Here is a 14,521-nt window from a genome sequence, read left to right on the forward strand (position 1 = left end):
TTCACATTGTGCTTTCTACTAGTGCTTTATATTCTTCTTGTAACTTTTTAAATCGTTCTTCATACTTTTGCATCTTCACAGTATCCGTTTTTGAATTAAGGACTGGCCTTCTTCTCCCAGTCACCATTATATTTTTCCCATCTATTGCATCGTTCATATATACGTAAGGTTTAAAAGACTCACATACCGTATATGGCAATGCTACAGAGAGTTTTGCATACTCTTCCACTTTAAATTGATTAGATAAGCTTAACTCCTTTAAATTTTTCAATTGCATTAACGGTTCTAATGAATCATCTTTAACCTTTAAATTCATCAAAGTAAGCTTTTGCAACTGCTGTAATTCAGCGAGTGGTTTTAAAGTTTGTACTTTCATCGCTGTATTTATTCCACCACCCATATAGAAGGTATTAAGTTGTGTGCACTTACTTAAAGCACTTAAATCTTCTAACTTAGAAAAATCATCAATTAGTAAGGATTTGAGTTTTTTATTATAATCAATATCCCATAACGTCTTCGCTTTTGTATTCCAGCACATATACAACTGTTGTAAATTAGACAATTTCTGAAGGCTACTTAAATCCTCGACCCTCATTTCGTAAACGTATAATATATCGGGACAAACATACGTAAGAATATGATCAAACTGCTTTTGATTTACTGTGAACATCCATAACTTTTTAACTTTCAAAGATGCTAGTCGTTCTATATTTTTTGTTTTCCCCTCAATCGCTACTTCTTCTAAATCACCAGCTATACTTGCTAAGTCTTTCATAATCTTCGGCTGATCACCAATCGGAAACATGTTATCCCCCTACAACTCCCAAGTAATATTCATTTCTTCAAATGAGTCCTTACTAACTTCCAATCCTTCGCTATCTTCCGTTCCAATCATTGCTATTTCTTCTTTAGACAACTTAATTTCCTCATTTGGACTTTGGATTTTTTTCTTATACACGAGTTGTAAAAGCTCTATTTGTTCCTCTGTCAGTTCATACTCTTCTTCCAGTCTTTCTATTGCTGATTCTGTATCAATTAATGGAATTTCTAATAAGAATCCGCCGTGCTCTTCCATCTCTTCAAATGAATCAATTGAATACGCACCACTATCCTCAATCCAAAATGCAGTTGTAATAAAAGGAACTGTTTCGCCTTCTACTTCTTCTAATACGTATTGAAGTGCTTCTTCTTTCGCAATATCTATTACTTCCGAAGGTGCCCCTTCAAAATAATTTTTCGCATCAATCCACTCATCAATTCTCTCGCTATTCACATCTTGAAGACATACAATCGTGTAATTCGGATGAAACGTAATTGTCCCTTGTCCGCCTTGGCTATCTTGCATACTATAGTTAAATCCATCCCATGAACTTTCATGTGAGAAATCTGGACAATGCGCTACATTAATTGCATGGGCAATCGAATTTAAAACGCAGCCTTTCCATAGTTGTTCTTTATCTATATGTAATTTATATTTACTCATCATCTTCCCCCATGCGCATATTTTTTCTATTATCTTTCCTCTACACAATACTTGTAAATACTTTTCTATCTACTACAAAATAAAAAAGACTTCCTTTTTAAAAGGCGTCTTTTTATAGTTGAAAATTTACTAATAAATAAAACGAATTATTTAATAAATGAATCCCAATTGGAACGAGTAAATTCTTCGTTTTCTTATATGTGTATGCTAAACATATACCCATACCAAAAATATATAAAATACTACCTACTGTAAGGGGATGGCCAAAAGTAAATATGAAAGCACTTATAACGGCACTAGTAAGTGCCGAAAAGCGCTGGGATAATTTCGCAAAAAACATCCCCCGAAATAAAAGTTCTTCCCAAATCAGTGCAAAAATGGTGAGCACAACTACATATAAAATGATTTCACTTTTAGTAGGCTTTATTACTATACTAGACTCGTCCACACCAATCCCATGTGGTAAAACTAAATTTAATATTGCAAGATATATAAGCATTACAATCGCTGTCATTACTATCGTTACATAGTGTTTAAAATTATTGAATTGTAATGATTTTATTAAATGTAAGCAGCAATTTCTTGCCGGTGCATACATTACGATAATCATACAAAACGTGAAAGGTGGAATAAGATGATCTACATACCATGGATATAAGGAAGAATCATATAAAAGGTTCAAAAAACCAATTCCATGCATGACCCCAAAAATAATTAATAGAATGCTAATTACTTGGCGCATACTCATTTGTTCATTCTTTTCTTCATATGTAGCTAATTCTATATTCATCCTATCCCCTCCAGTATAATTAAACCTTTTAAACCATTATATACCAAATTCAACATAAAAAAAGACAATACACCCCACTGTATTGTCCATTTTCTTCCCTACCATTTCTCTCTACACGTCTCAATTAAATGCAGTAAGTACCTCTTCGTCATATCTGCTCTTCTCCACCTTGAGAGCATTCGCTTTTCTTTTGGATTGTGCCGTATTCTCGCTACTTCTTTTAATAAGAGCTCCCATTCTTCCGCTGAACGTTCTGACAAGTATTGCAATCCTCTATCTTTTGAAACGATTGTTTTATAATCTAGTGTATATAAAATGCGTCCCATCGTAACGACAGCTGATTCTACCCACTCTTCTATAAAAAATAAATATGGCTTCTTCACCTTTTCACTCCAGTACTGTTCTACGTTGTATTTCATCGTATTTACTACATCATTCCATTGTATTTGCAGCGGAAGATCTTCTGCTTCTTTTCCTGTAACTGTAATGCCTTGATTTTTCAACGTCCACCATGTGACCGCATTAATGTCCCAATGACCAACATTAGCTTTACCATCTGTACAATACACGTACTCGTTCATTTCATCATTGTATTTCCCTAAGTCAGCAAGCGGAATATACATACCGTCCATTCTTTTACCTAGCGTATTATCACTAAGTTTCTTATGTAGTTCCACAAGCTGCTGTTTTTCAGCTTCATTCACGGAATCACTTATTACTGTAACAAAATCAACATCGCTCGTTTCTGCATAAAATGCACCAAGTGCGATGGAGCCGTAAATATATACCCCTACTATTTTTTCATCTAAAAAAATTTCTTTTAATTCTACTGTGTACCGCTCCATTAACTGTTGTACTTCCGTTGGTAACGCATGCTTCACTCCATTTTTCATATCTATCCCTCCAATAAAAAAAGCCTTTGCAAATTCGCAAAGACTTCTTGTTTTATAAATATTTCTCGATTTCTTCATAAACATCCTTCAAACGAGGATTTCCTTCTCCAACAATTTCTCCATTTACAAGAACGACCGGATAAAATAAATCTTCTTCCACTACGCGCTCTGCGAATGCTTTTTTATCTGCATCTTCTTGTTCTTCTTGGAAATCAATATACTCGAAATTAAATTTATTTTCTTGTCCTTCATATTTACGACCAATTGCCGCTTGTAACCATTCAAACGTTTCTGTTGAAGATGGCATTCCGACGCAGCTCGCACAAATTACTTTCGTCCCATACACTTGAACATTAACCATTTCTTCTCCCCCACTTCTTGTCCCAACAGTATATTCAGATGTCTTATTACATAAGCACATCATTTTACAAACTTATTCCATACCCCTATACTGAAAAAACACGATACAATATTTCGACAATAAAACAAGAAGAGAAAAAATAGATTTTCCCCTCTATCTTGATTATAATAAAACTGATGAAAGGAGTCGATAAAAATGGAAAACCCACATATGCAAGAACAAGTATTAGAAGTATTAGATAAATTACGTCCATTCTTACTTCGCGATGGCGGAGACGTTGAATTAGTAGACATTGAAGAAGGTATCGTAAAACTACGCCTTATGGGTGCATGCGGAAGCTGCCCAAGTTCTACAATCACACTAAAAGCTGGTATCGAGCGCGCGTTACTTGAAGAAGTACCAGGCGTTATCGAAGTAGAACAAGTATTTTAATCTAAAAGCGGAAGCGGCTCGCTCAAAATGTGAGGGGGATGGAGCTTCTGACATAGAGGCGCTTTTTGCCTCGACGGAAGAAGCGAAGCCACCGAACATTTTAGCCGCTGGAGCTAGATATTAATTAAAAGCAGAAGCAGCTCGTTCAGAATCGCCTTCTAAAAGGAGACCAAATTTGGTCTCCTTTTTTTATTCAAATCACATTTATCCGTTAACATCATAAAACAAAATTGGAAATCCTTCTCAAAAAATGCGATAATTAATACTATATAGTGAATCGTTCACACATATACAGTAAAAAAATATAGGGGGACGACAGATGCCAAAAATGGGGAACACTTTTGTAACAATTCAAGAACTAGAAAAGAAGAAAGAGTATTTATTAGGCCTTTCATCCGTTATACCAACATGGAATACAAGCTATCAATTTTTATTTAAAGAAATCCAGCAAGAATTATTGGGTAAAGTAAATGAAAAGCTCGAAAGGCATCAATTCGTTTTAAATATATGTACAGATCAGCAGGTAGGGGCATAATGTATTACATAAAATTGTGGTATATAAAAAAGAGACCTCACTCGGTCTCTTTTTTATATTTTTAAGATAACCAATCTAATTTTCTAATCCCAAGCTTATCTACTGGTAAACGAAGTGAGCCATAAAAATGCTTCATAAATTGCTCTGAGCGGTTCACATCGTGTAAAATGGCTTCTAAGCGATCTCTATATATGCTTTTTTGTTCTTCGTTTCCAGTTTGGTAATATCGTTCGACCGTTTCAAAATAGTGAAGCGGGAACAGGAGCCTTGCAAATAATAAGCGCCAACCAAATGAGGATAGCGAATAATTACGTTCATAATCTGTAACAAATTGAACGATTGTTTGCTCCCAGTCTTTCTTTTTTTCTATCGTCATATGGCGGATCCATTCTGCAATATCTCGACTCGGGTGATCATACACCCAATCAAAAGGAAGTTTGAGCCGCTTCGTTTGATGCCATAATAAAGGTGTGAATCGTTCTTGGCAAATTGTTGCTGCATCCGTTAGTTGCGGCGTATCATCCATTTCTGTATCGACAACATATTGAATTGCATTTTCTGCAACTCCTAAGTAATACGGGAAGGATTCAATAAACAATTGATCGAATACATCTGAAGGGTGGTTCATCACTTGTGATTGCCAAAACTTTTCTAATTGATCGAGCCTTTTTTCCCATAACGCTTTCCATTCACCAATACGGCTTAATTGCTCAATTTCTTCTGGAAAGAATGCACCTCGTTTATGGAATATAGAAAGCTCACTTCCTAATGACATAGCATGTCGTTCTAACGTGCGCATACCTTTTAATAAGCAGTAATTTTGTTCTTCTATCTCACTTACATAGTAGCCGTGTATAGTCGGAACGAAAGTCGCTACAGTTATATCCCCTTGCTGGTTCATATAATCACTGAGCTTTTTCATCTCTACAAGTACTTCTTCCTCCATTTCTCCAATTGGAACAAGTACATAAATTTTGTTGCGAATCCAAAAGCTTTTATAGGGGCCAAGGGGGATTAATTCTTTAACATGCATGTGATAATGCTCATAAATATGCTGAATCATCGCAGTCGCCACCTATGGTTTTTCTTTATATATATGAGCTTGTGCTCGCCTTTCATTCCTATGCACATGATAAAGCAACGAAACGTATACAAATACTAAAAAGAAAAAAAGGTGATAAACATGAAAGAATCAAATCAACTACAAGAAAGAGCATTACAACTATTACAAGAACGCGGTGTAACAATTGACGATATTGCTGAACTTGTTCATTTTCTTCAAAAAAAATATCATCCAAATTTAGAGATGTCAGAATGCCGTTACAATGTAGAACGTGTACTATCAAAACGTGAAGTACAAAACGCACTGATTACTGGTATCGAGCTTGATGTCCTTGCTGAAAAGGGAATGCTAAGTGAGCCGTTACAAGATATTGTAAAACGTGATGAAGGCTTATACGGAATTGATGAAGTTATCGCACTTTCTATCGTGAATGTATACGGATCTATCGGTTTCACGAACTTTGGATATATCGATAAATTAAAACCTGGTATTTTAGAATACTTAAATGATAAATCAACTGGAAAAGTGCACACGTTCCTTGACGATATCGTTGGCGGAATTGCTGCCGCTGCCTCAAGCCGTTTAGCGCACCGAGCTGATCACTCGGAATAATAATGTTTTCTAGACCGTCAGTTTCATGCTGACGGTCTTTCGTATTCCATAAGCATAAATTCTCTTCCGCGACTCAAAAAAATAGGCCCTTGCTTAAATCCGATATTTTTATATAGCGTAATCGCTCTTGTATTAAATGTTGCTACACTTAATCGAAACATGTTTGCGTTAAACTCTTTCGTGGCAAACGCTATTCCAGCTTGGAAAAATTCTTTCCCCATTCCTTTCCCAGTTAACGCCGGCTTCATACCAAGTCCGATATCAATCACATCTTCTCCACCATATAAATTAGCATCTCTTCCACCTGGTACTTGTGCATTTTCTCCAAAACAAAAATAGCCGATGAACTCTCCTTGATCGACACAACAGCCATAATACGTTCCATCTAATAGCTCTTCTATTACTTCTTTCTCGCCTGAAAAACTATATAAACTATATGGTTCCTCGTACGTCCACGTATTTATCTCATTTGCTTCTTCCTCTGTTAACTTATATATATCCACTTTCTCTTTCCCCCTATTATATTTCTATTAACAATATTCGATATTCATCTTATAATTCATCTTTCTCAATATATTTTTTTAATTTCTCGCTTCATTTTTATGGAAGATTTTTCTTATTATGTTACAATTAAACAGAATCATTACAAATAAGGTGGTGACAATTTGAATTACTTTTCTTACCTCTCCTTAGAAGAACGGCAAAATTTTTTCTATAAAGAACCTCTTAGTTTTTCAAAAAATATAGGGAAAGAACAACTAGCTTACGCACTAGGCGCCACACTATATACTCCTGGCACGAAAGAAACGATTGCGGAAGATATAATTAGAAAGAAACATGTGGATGCTACCTCAATTATTCTTTGTCTAGAGGACGCTATCAGCGATGAAGAAGTAAAACTTGCAGAGCAAAACATCGTCGTTCAAATACAGCAAATCGCCAACTTAGTCAGTGCCAACATACTAAATCAAGCAGACATCCCACTTCTTTTTATTAGAGTTCGACAGCCAAGTCAAATGAAGACAATTGTTACTGAATTAGGTAGTGCTGTTCATTGTTTATGTGGTTTTGTCTTTCCAAAATTCACACCGATTAATGGAAAGGCTTATATCAATCAGCTTGCATATATAAACGAGTTATACTCATTATCACTTTATGGAATGCCGATTTTAGAATCACCAGAAATTATGTATAAAGAAACACGGATAGAATCATTATTACAAATAAAGGATTTACTAGATTCCTATCGTGATCACATCTTAAATGTACGTATTGGTGCTACTGACTTTTCAAGTATATTTAGTATTCGGCGTAATAAATACACACCTATCTATCATATTACTGTTGTTCGTGATTGTATTTCGGACATTATTAACGTTTTCTCAAGGGCAACAAATGAATATATTATTTCAGGATGTGTATGGGAATATTTTTCTAATGATTATGAAGAAGGGCTCATCCAAGAGGTATCACTCGACCATGCAAATGGATTAATCGGTAAGACAGTTATTCACCCATCTCATATTAAAGTTGTACAGGCAATGCATATTGTCACAATGGAAGATTATTTAGATGCGAGATCCATTTTACAAAATGCAGATACGTATAATGGAGTGCTAAAAAGTAGTTTTTCTAACAAAATGAATGAAGTAAAACCTCATTATGGCTGGGCTCGCAAAACCATTTTAAAATCTAATATTTACGGGGTGCTACATGAAAACAAACAATTCACCGATCTCCTTATTACAAACGCAAAGCAACACGTATAACGTTTTAAATAATATACAAGTCCATGTAGAAGTACGTGATAATCCATATAATTTAGCGCTAGACAAGCTTTTTCAAATGGCTGCGAGAATAAATAAGAAACGTAGTTTTTTATTTGTGAGTACAATCCTTGGAAAGCATCTTCCTATTAAACCTGCAGTCTCCCTATCAAGTGGAGTTGCTCTCGCTGCAAGATATATGGAAATACTACATAATATTTCTCATCCATTTCAAAAAGAAATTTTAAATCTCATTTCATTAGAAATTGATGAAATCCCAGAGGAAGTATTTCGTTATCAATATCCTCTGCAAGAAGAAGTTTTGTTCATCGGATTCGCTGAAACAGCGACAGCACTTGGTCATTCTATGTTTCAATGCTTTCAAAATGCAAAGTATGTGCATACAACTAGGGAATCGATACCCCACCTAGAATCTGTCATTACATTTGAGGAAGAACATTCTCATGCAACATCGCACCGTTGTTATGTAGATGAAAGCTTTTTTCAAAATAACAATCCAATTGTTCTCGTAGATGATGAGATGACAACAGGAAAAACAGCATTAAATATTATTAGATCTATTCAAAATAAATTCCCACGAGAAGAATATATAATTGCTTCTTTATTAGACTGGCGTTCTCATACTGATAGAAAACAATTTAAACAATTAGAAGAAGAACTTCAAATTAAGATTCATGTTATTTCTTTATTAGAAGGCAGTATTCATACAACTGGCCAACCATTAAATATTGCAAAAACAGATATTCAAATTAAAGAAACAAAACCTGATTTCAAAAAGCATACCCTTACCTGCCCAAAATCACCCTATACATCAAATTATATAAAATATACTGGGCGATTTAGCATTTCAGCATATGAACAAAAGCACATTCATTCTTTCGCTCAAGAAGCAGGAAAAGCTTTAAAAAGAGAAAGAGTTGGAAAACGAACACTCTGTCTCGGAACGGGTGAATTTATGTATATCCCAATGAAAATTGCTGCTGAAATGGGTGAAAATATTTTATATCAATCTACAACAAGAAGCCCTATCCATCCTGTTTCAAATGATGTGAACTATGCCATTCATAATCATTTCTCATATCCAAGTCCTGAAGATTCTACTATTACAAATTACTTTTATAATATTTCACCTCATGATTACGATGAAGTATTTGTTTTTATTGAGCGTGATTTAGGAGAAAAAGCCCTGTTTCCTCTTCTACAGCAGTTACAAACAGTTATTCCCTTTATTCATATCGTCTCATTTTCAAATAGTATAGAAAAGGAAGGTTGATAATTATGGTAAAAGTAAATTCTCATATTAGTAGTTACAATCCAAATGATGCTATTTTTCTATTAAAAGATATTAGTGATTTAATGAAAGAAAGTTCCACGGAAACTAGAGAACAAGCAATTCAAGCTGGCACACATTATTCCGAAATGTTACCAATGGAATATAAACCATCTAAAGCGTATATGGATTTATTCTTTTCTTCCCTGCAACAATACAAACACAAACTAGCCATCGCTGTTGGAGTTGTCGCCGAACAGATTATACAAACTAAAGGAACTAACCTTGTCCTCGTTTCATTAGCTCGTGCTGGTACACCTATTGGCATTCTTATCAAACGCTACATACGCTATCAATACAACCTTGATGTACCTCACTATTGTATTTCTATTGTTCGCGGACGCGGTATTGATGAAAATGCACTCCATTATATTTTAGAACATCACCCTAAAGAAACAATTCAATTCATTGATGGATGGACTGGGAAAGGTGCAATAAAAAAAGAATTAGAATATGCAGTACACACATTTAACGAACGAAATAATACACACATTTCTCATTGTATGGCTGTGCTTGCTGATCCCGGTTACTGTACTTCAATTTACGGTACACGTGAAGATTTTCTTATTCCTAGCGCTTGCTTAAATGCAACAGTCTCTGGACTAATTAGCCGCACTGTACTAAATGACACCTATATCGGTCCAAATGATTTTCATGGTGTTAAATATTATAAGGAGCTAGAACAAGAAGACTTATCAAATTTCTTCGTTGATGAGGTAACAGATTTATTCCCTTCTGTTCATTCTCATATAGATAATCAATTACGTTATATTACTTCAACTTACACTGATCCATCTTGGCAAGGATTAAAAGATATACAGTCTATCCAAAATCACTTTAAAATTGACGATATTAACTTAATTAAGCCAGGAGTCGGTGAAACAACTCGTGTATTACTCCGGAGAATACCGTGGAAAATTTTAATACGTAAGCAAAATAATCCCGATTTAAAGCATATTTTACTTCTCGCTAAAGAAAAGAATGTCCCAATTGAAACCTATGAGAATATGGCTTATTCATGTTGCGGGCTCATTAAGCTTCTTAGGAAGGAAACAATATGATTTTCGCCAGTGATCTTGATCAAACGCTTATTTATTCCCGGAAATCGTTTCGTGCCCCTATAGAAGATGAATCAATTCAACTCATTGAAACTTTAGATGGAAAAGAAATTTCTTTCATATCACATAAAACCATTTCACTACTAAAAAAATTACAACTGCACTCACATTTCATCCCAGTTACAACAAGAACTATTGAGCAGTTTCAGCGTATTGCTTTATTCCAAAACGAAATCATTCCCGAATACGCCATTACAAGTAACGGCGGCAATATCCTTCATAACGGGAAACAAGATGGTACTTGGAACAGGACAGTAAAAGAAAGACTATCGGTTGAATGTATAGAGAGAAACGACATACTAAAGGAATTTGGACAAATAGCTCATAAAGATTGGGTTATATCACAAAAAACAGCTGATGATCTATTCCATTATTGCATTATTAAACGGGAGAACATTCCTTATGATGAATTATCATCCTTCACTTCCTGGTTAGACAAACAAGGCTGGAATCATTCACTTCAAGGTAGAAAGCTATACTTTGTACCAAAACCAATTAATAAATGGGACGCCGTGCAATATATAAAAGAAATTTTGCAAATAGATACGATTATTACAGCTGGGGATTCTTTACTTGATTTATGCATGCTTGAAAAGGCGAACCATGCCTTCGCACCACTTCATGGTGAGTTAGGGGCAATGCATGATAACTTACAACCCCATATTTTAAAAACAGACGCAATCGGCATATATGCCGCAGAAGAAATCGTAAATAAATCACTTCAAATTATTCACAGTTCATTACCTACCTCATGATCATAATATGCACAATTGCATACGCACCGCGATTAAACAGATGGTACAATTTATTTGAATCGCTGTTGCTACACTTCTTGATTAAAGAAAAGGCGTTAACACGGAAATTAGCGTCTTATCAACCTCAAGCAATTGGCACATTTTGTCATCTTAAAAGACACTCGAACGAGTGTCTTTTTTTCTATATCCAACAAGGACTTACTCATTTCAAAGTATAAATACATAAAATAATGTAAATCATTACACGCATGAATCACTTTCTAAAAGTTATAAAGTAGATTCAAAATAAAAAAAGCACTCTTAACTAGAGTGCTTTTTACTTTCAAACAAGGAGGCTACATATATGGATAGTACTCTCGTATTTAACTTTGGCATTGGTATTGTTATCATTTTATTCGTCTTCTTTGTACTTTGTATGAGCGGGGTATAAAAAGGCGATTTTCGAGCGTCTTTTTATACATACATATGTATTACTTGACTTCTATAAAAGTAGTAACCATAATAGTTACAGATATACAAATAGCTATTCACATATCCACAAATAGGAGGAAGAACAATGAAACATGTAATCGTTTATGCACACCCAAATACAGAAAGCTTCAACCATGCGATTTTAGAAACGGTAAAACGTGAATTAGAAGAAAAAGGTCATGAAGTACGCGTTCGCGATCTATACGAATTAAACTTCAATCCAGTATTAGGCGCTTCCGATTTCATCTCATTTTCTCAAGGAAACACACCCGAAGATATTAAAGAAGAACAAGAGCATATCTCTTGGGCTGATAGCATTACATTCATTTATCCAGTGTGGTGGGCGGGACTTCCTGCTATTTTAAAAGGATACGTTGACCGTGTGTTTAGCCATGGATTTGCTTATGCTTACGGTGAAAACGGCATTGAAAAGTTATTAAGCGGTAAAAAAGGATTGTTATTATCTACAATGGGCAATACGAAAGAGGCATACACAGCAGGCGGTATGTTTGATGCAATGAAGAAAACAGCGGATGTTGGTATTTTTGAATTTACAGGTATTGAAACACTTGAGCATACATTCTATACAAGTGTCCCTTCTGTGGATAATGATGTGCGTAAACAATATCTTGAAGAAGTAAAAGACGTTGTGAATCGTGCATTCTAATAAAAAACTCCGGTTGTTAAAACCGGAGTTTTTTTATTTCACCATTAATTTCGGAATATATCTTTGAAGAATGCTTTCTAATTCATTCATATCTTCCTTTCTAATAAGTAAATTCACATTGTCATTCATTTTTTCTCTCCCGCGATATAAAAATATATTTTCTTTTGGATTTTCCCATGTTGATGTTTTATAGCCTTTCAATTCTTCATATGAATAAAAGTTTAATCCATCTATTACACCTTTTTCATATATTTGTACACTTTTAATAAGATGTATAGCTATTAAAGTCATAAAACAACTTGCTACAGCATGAATACCTAGCTGAATAAAAAACTGTTCAACTGTATCAATATCGCCACTTACGTACTGAGCATATATATACATACATTGTCCAATGAAATATGCTGGTCCAAGTAATGCAATCCAACGTCTTTTCACCCGAGGATACATTGCAATAAGTTTTCCTGCGCTTTTTTTCATTTCATTTATTTTATATATTTTCCATAGAACAAAGAACAAAACGCATAATGTAAAAACAAGCATAATACATGACATCCAGTACATTCTTATTCCTCCCTTATATCAATACATTTAAATTTTACATTCCGTATACCTATAGTACATATGCAATTATGCATAAAAAAACAGGTAACCTCTTCCGGCTACCTGCATTTCATTACATCTTCTCAATCCACTCCGTCAAGTTATGCACAACTTGCGTCGGTTGAACTTCGTATTCTGTTAACTTCTCCACAGTTGTGACTCCAGTGTGGACAAGAAGCGTATGCATACCAGCATTTACTCCTGCTAAAATGTCTGTATCATAGTTATCCCCAACCATTAATGCTTCATCTTTTCCTATACCAAGAACTTTTAAAGCTTGTTCCATAATGATTGATTCTGGTTTTCCGATAAAGATTGGATCCACACCTGTTGATACTGCTACAACCGATGTTAATGAACCGTTACCTGGTAATAACCCGCGCTCAGTTGGGATGGCAATGTCCCCATTTGTGGAAATAAACGTTGCACCGTTACGCACAGCAAGACACGCTTTTGCTAACTTTTCATATGTGATGTCACGATCTAAACCAACAACAACGAAATCAGGATTTTCATCCACAAGTTCAAATCCTTTTTCCACAAGTGCATCGTGTAAGCCTTCTTCACCAATCATATATACAGTTGCATCTTGTTTACGTTCATAAATGAAGTTCGCAGTCGCCATACTCGTTGTGAATACTTGCTCTGCTTTCGCTGGAATATCGAAACGAACAAGTTTTTCTGCCACTTGTTCTGGTTTACGCGTTGAGTTATTCGTAACGAATAAATAAGGAATGCCGCGCTCTCCTAAAGCTTTTACGAAGTCGCTCGCTTCTTCAATTTGTTCTTCTCCGCGATACATCGTACCGTCTAAGTCAATTAAGTAACCTTTATACATCATTATGTCTCTCCTTCTATGCTAACGTTCTCACCTATCATACCACTCTTATATTACCCGCTTTTTCCAAAGAAAAAAACGCTTTACTTTAAAGCGCCCCATAACGTTCATTTTTTCTCTTTTATTTGGTAAGAACAACTACAATCGCCCTCGCACATGTTTGCTAGCGTTTTCACATCTGCGTTCGTAAATAAACGCTTATACATCTCTTTTTCATCTTCACATACTTGTGGGAATCTCTCTGCAATTTCTTTTAACGGACAGTTTTGTTTTTCAATTACGAAAGAGTTCTCTCCATCTCTCTTTATTTGAACCATATAACCATTTTTCTCTTGCATAGCTGCTATCTCTTGCACTTTATATGCTAAATTCTTTTGATTACTTACTCTCTTTTGCAACTGTTCTTCCATTCGCTTCGTTCTCTCTTTTAAAACGTAACGAAGTATTTTTTCATCGCCGATTCGAGCTAAATCTTCTAGCATATCAATCGCAAATTGCTTATACTCTTTCGGGAATGTATCTTCTCCCTTTTCACTTAATCCATACAAATAAGTTGGTCTTCCGACATGTTGCCTTACCATCTTAGAATAAATGAGTCCGTCTTTCTCAAGATTACTTAAATGTCTTCTGATTGCCATTTCTGTAATCTCTAAAACGTCTGCTAGTTCAGCTACTGTGTGCTCTCCCTTTACTTTCAACAATTGTACAATCTCGTCTTTCGTAGTACGTGCTTCCCCCATACTTCACCCTTCTCCCTTTTCTTTCTCACATACAATATAAGAT

General features: G+C 35.1%; 18 protein-coding genes. 8 read left to right on the forward strand and 10 right to left on the reverse strand.

All coding sequences use genetic code 11. The features are described from left to right. Position 1: 1 nt before the first annotated feature. The 5 genes from QCI81_RS11705 to QCI81_RS11725 form a co-directional block, all read right to left on the reverse strand. Positions 2 to 805, reverse strand: a complete 804-nt coding sequence (locus QCI81_RS11705) for a leucine-rich repeat domain-containing protein (RefSeq protein WP_071730777.1) — start codon at positions 803 to 805, stop codon at positions 2 to 4. Positions 806 to 814: 9 nt separating this feature from the next. Then, entirely contained in the window at positions 815 to 1,483 is a 669-nt protein-coding gene (locus tag QCI81_RS11710; RefSeq protein WP_098852461.1) for a hypothetical protein, read from the reverse strand. Positions 1,484 to 1,595: 112 nt separating this feature from the next. Continuing rightward, on the reverse strand, positions 1,596 to 2,273 hold the full coding sequence (locus tag QCI81_RS11715) for a CPBP family intramembrane glutamic endopeptidase (RefSeq protein WP_353810748.1): 678 nt from the start codon (positions 2,271 to 2,273) through the stop codon (positions 1,596 to 1,598). Between the two features lie 98 nt (positions 2,274 to 2,371). After that, complete coding sequence (locus QCI81_RS11720; RefSeq protein WP_353810749.1) at positions 2,372 to 3,166, reverse strand: nucleotidyltransferase domain-containing protein; 795 nt, start codon at positions 3,164 to 3,166, stop codon at positions 2,372 to 2,374. 52 nt (positions 3,167 to 3,218) lie between these two features. Next, positions 3,219 to 3,527 carry a YuzD family protein gene (locus QCI81_RS11725; RefSeq protein ID WP_000248588.1) on the reverse strand — a complete coding sequence of 103 codons (309 nt, stop codon included), beginning with the start codon at positions 3,525 to 3,527 and terminating at the stop codon, positions 3,219 to 3,221. A gap of 195 nt (positions 3,528 to 3,722) precedes the next feature. Here QCI81_RS11725 and QCI81_RS11730 point away from each other — a divergent pair, with 195 nt between their 5' ends. Together QCI81_RS11730 and QCI81_RS11735 are read left to right on the forward strand one after the other, a co-directional pair. Beyond that, positions 3,723 to 3,959 (forward strand): NifU family protein, encoded by a 237-nt coding sequence (locus tag QCI81_RS11730; RefSeq protein ID WP_000431159.1) that lies wholly within the window; start codon positions 3,723 to 3,725, stop codon positions 3,957 to 3,959. Positions 3,960 to 4,278: 319 nt separating this feature from the next. Then, positions 4,279 to 4,494 carry a hypothetical protein gene (locus QCI81_RS11735; RefSeq protein ID WP_001125507.1) on the forward strand — a complete coding sequence of 72 codons (216 nt, stop codon included), beginning with the start codon at positions 4,279 to 4,281 and terminating at the stop codon, positions 4,492 to 4,494. 61 nt (positions 4,495 to 4,555) lie between these two features. Here the strand turns inward: QCI81_RS11735 and yutH are convergent, their stop codons facing one another. Further along, complete coding sequence (gene yutH / locus QCI81_RS11740) at positions 4,556 to 5,557, reverse strand: spore coat putative kinase YutH (protein ID WP_000614218.1); 1,002 nt, start codon at positions 5,555 to 5,557, stop codon at positions 4,556 to 4,558. A 120-nt stretch (positions 5,558 to 5,677) separates the two neighbouring features. Here yutH and QCI81_RS11745 point away from each other — a divergent pair, with 120 nt between their 5' ends. Continuing rightward, entirely contained in the window at positions 5,678 to 6,169 is a 492-nt protein-coding gene (locus tag QCI81_RS11745) for a phosphatidylglycerophosphatase A family protein (RefSeq protein ID WP_000665102.1), read from the forward strand. Positions 6,170 to 6,192: 23 nt separating this feature from the next. On the opposite strand, the gene QCI81_RS11750 is transcribed toward QCI81_RS11745, so the two are convergent. Then, complete coding sequence (locus tag QCI81_RS11750; RefSeq protein WP_353810750.1) at positions 6,193 to 6,672, reverse strand: GNAT family N-acetyltransferase; 480 nt, start codon at positions 6,670 to 6,672, stop codon at positions 6,193 to 6,195. Between the two features lie 162 nt (positions 6,673 to 6,834). Here QCI81_RS11750 and QCI81_RS11755 point away from each other — a divergent pair, with 162 nt between their 5' ends. The 5 genes from QCI81_RS11755 (at position 6,835) to QCI81_RS11775 (ending at position 12,297) form a co-directional block, all read left to right on the forward strand. Next, positions 6,835 to 7,938: an HpcH/HpaI aldolase/citrate lyase family protein gene (locus QCI81_RS11755; protein ID WP_078401278.1), complete on the forward strand. Its 1,104-nt coding sequence runs from the start codon at positions 6,835 to 6,837 to the stop codon at positions 7,936 to 7,938. Further along, positions 7,883 to 9,229, forward strand: coding sequence for a phosphoribosyltransferase family protein (locus tag QCI81_RS11760; protein ID WP_023523339.1), 1,347 nt, complete (start codon positions 7,883 to 7,885; stop codon positions 9,227 to 9,229). Before QCI81_RS11755 ends, QCI81_RS11760 begins: the two co-directional genes overlap by 56 nt. Before the next feature lie 5 nt (positions 9,230 to 9,234). Beyond that, positions 9,235 to 10,347 (forward strand): cysteine protease StiP family protein, encoded by a 1,113-nt coding sequence (locus tag QCI81_RS11765; protein WP_063548941.1) that lies wholly within the window; start codon positions 9,235 to 9,237, stop codon positions 10,345 to 10,347. Further along, positions 10,344 to 11,159 carry an HAD family hydrolase gene (locus QCI81_RS11770; RefSeq protein ID WP_000575380.1) on the forward strand — a complete coding sequence of 272 codons (816 nt, stop codon included), beginning with the start codon at positions 10,344 to 10,346 and terminating at the stop codon, positions 11,157 to 11,159. Before QCI81_RS11765 ends, QCI81_RS11770 begins: the two co-directional genes overlap by 4 nt. Positions 11,160 to 11,715: 556 nt before the next feature. After that, positions 11,716 to 12,297, forward strand: a complete 582-nt coding sequence (locus QCI81_RS11775; protein WP_000683411.1) for an NAD(P)H-dependent oxidoreductase — start codon at positions 11,716 to 11,718, stop codon at positions 12,295 to 12,297. Between the two features lie 33 nt (positions 12,298 to 12,330). Here the strand turns inward: QCI81_RS11775 and QCI81_RS11780 are convergent, their stop codons facing one another. From QCI81_RS11780 to QCI81_RS11790, 3 genes are all read right to left on the reverse strand, one after another. Then, positions 12,331 to 12,861: an iron ABC transporter substrate-binding protein gene (locus QCI81_RS11780; protein ID WP_098852456.1), complete on the reverse strand. Its 531-nt coding sequence runs from the start codon at positions 12,859 to 12,861 to the stop codon at positions 12,331 to 12,333. Positions 12,862 to 12,973: 112 nt separating this feature from the next. Next, complete coding sequence (locus tag QCI81_RS11785; RefSeq protein ID WP_000276470.1) at positions 12,974 to 13,738, reverse strand: TIGR01457 family HAD-type hydrolase; 765 nt, start codon at positions 13,736 to 13,738, stop codon at positions 12,974 to 12,976. 107 nt (positions 13,739 to 13,845) lie between these two features. Further along, entirely contained in the window at positions 13,846 to 14,478 is a 633-nt protein-coding gene (locus QCI81_RS11790; RefSeq protein WP_098852455.1) for a helix-turn-helix transcriptional regulator, read from the reverse strand. Positions 14,479 to 14,521: the final 43 nt, after the last annotated feature.

Source organism: Bacillus cereus group sp. MG20 (genome assembly GCF_040459885.1).
GTDB classification, from domain to species: Bacteria; Bacillota; Bacilli; order Bacillales; family Bacillaceae_G; genus Bacillus_A; species Bacillus_A cereus.

Bases quoted from the DNA above. Each gene is read 5' to 3' on its own strand.
- QCI81_RS11705 (WP_071730777.1), bottom strand. From the start codon at position 805: ATGTTTCCGATTGGTGATCAGCCGAAGATTATGAAAGACTTAGCAAGT.
- QCI81_RS11710 (WP_098852461.1), bottom strand. From the start codon at position 1,483: ATGAGTAAATATAAATTACATATAGATAAAGAACAACTATGGAAAGGC.
- QCI81_RS11715 (WP_353810748.1), bottom strand. From the start codon at position 2,273: ATGAATATAGAATTAGCTACATATGAAGAAAAGAATGAACAAATGAGT.
- QCI81_RS11720 (WP_353810749.1), bottom strand. From the start codon at position 3,166: ATGAAAAATGGAGTGAAGCATGCGTTACCAACGGAAGTACAACAGTTA.
- QCI81_RS11725 (WP_000248588.1), bottom strand. From the start codon at position 3,527: ATGGTTAATGTTCAAGTGTATGGGACGAAAGTAATTTGTGCGAGCTGC.
- QCI81_RS11730 (WP_000431159.1), top strand. From the start codon at position 3,723: ATGGAAAACCCACATATGCAAGAACAAGTATTAGAAGTATTAGATAAA.
- QCI81_RS11735 (WP_001125507.1), top strand. From the start codon at position 4,279: ATGCCAAAAATGGGGAACACTTTTGTAACAATTCAAGAACTAGAAAAG.
- yutH (WP_000614218.1), bottom strand. From the start codon at position 5,557: ATGATTCAGCATATTTATGAGCATTATCACATGCATGTTAAAGAATTA.
- QCI81_RS11745 (WP_000665102.1), top strand. From the start codon at position 5,678: ATGAAAGAATCAAATCAACTACAAGAAAGAGCATTACAACTATTACAA.
- QCI81_RS11760 (WP_023523339.1), top strand. From the start codon at position 7,883: ATGAAAACAAACAATTCACCGATCTCCTTATTACAAACGCAAAGCAAC.
- QCI81_RS11765 (WP_063548941.1), top strand. From the start codon at position 9,235: ATGGTAAAAGTAAATTCTCATATTAGTAGTTACAATCCAAATGATGCT.
- QCI81_RS11770 (WP_000575380.1), top strand. From the start codon at position 10,344: ATGATTTTCGCCAGTGATCTTGATCAAACGCTTATTTATTCCCGGAAA.
- QCI81_RS11775 (WP_000683411.1), top strand. From the start codon at position 11,716: ATGAAACATGTAATCGTTTATGCACACCCAAATACAGAAAGCTTCAAC.
- QCI81_RS11780 (WP_098852456.1), bottom strand. From the start codon at position 12,861: ATGTACTGGATGTCATGTATTATGCTTGTTTTTACATTATGCGTTTTG.
- QCI81_RS11785 (WP_000276470.1), bottom strand. From the start codon at position 13,738: ATGTATAAAGGTTACTTAATTGACTTAGACGGTACGATGTATCGCGGA.
- QCI81_RS11790 (WP_098852455.1), bottom strand. From the start codon at position 14,478: ATGGGGGAAGCACGTACTACGAAAGACGAGATTGTACAATTGTTGAAA.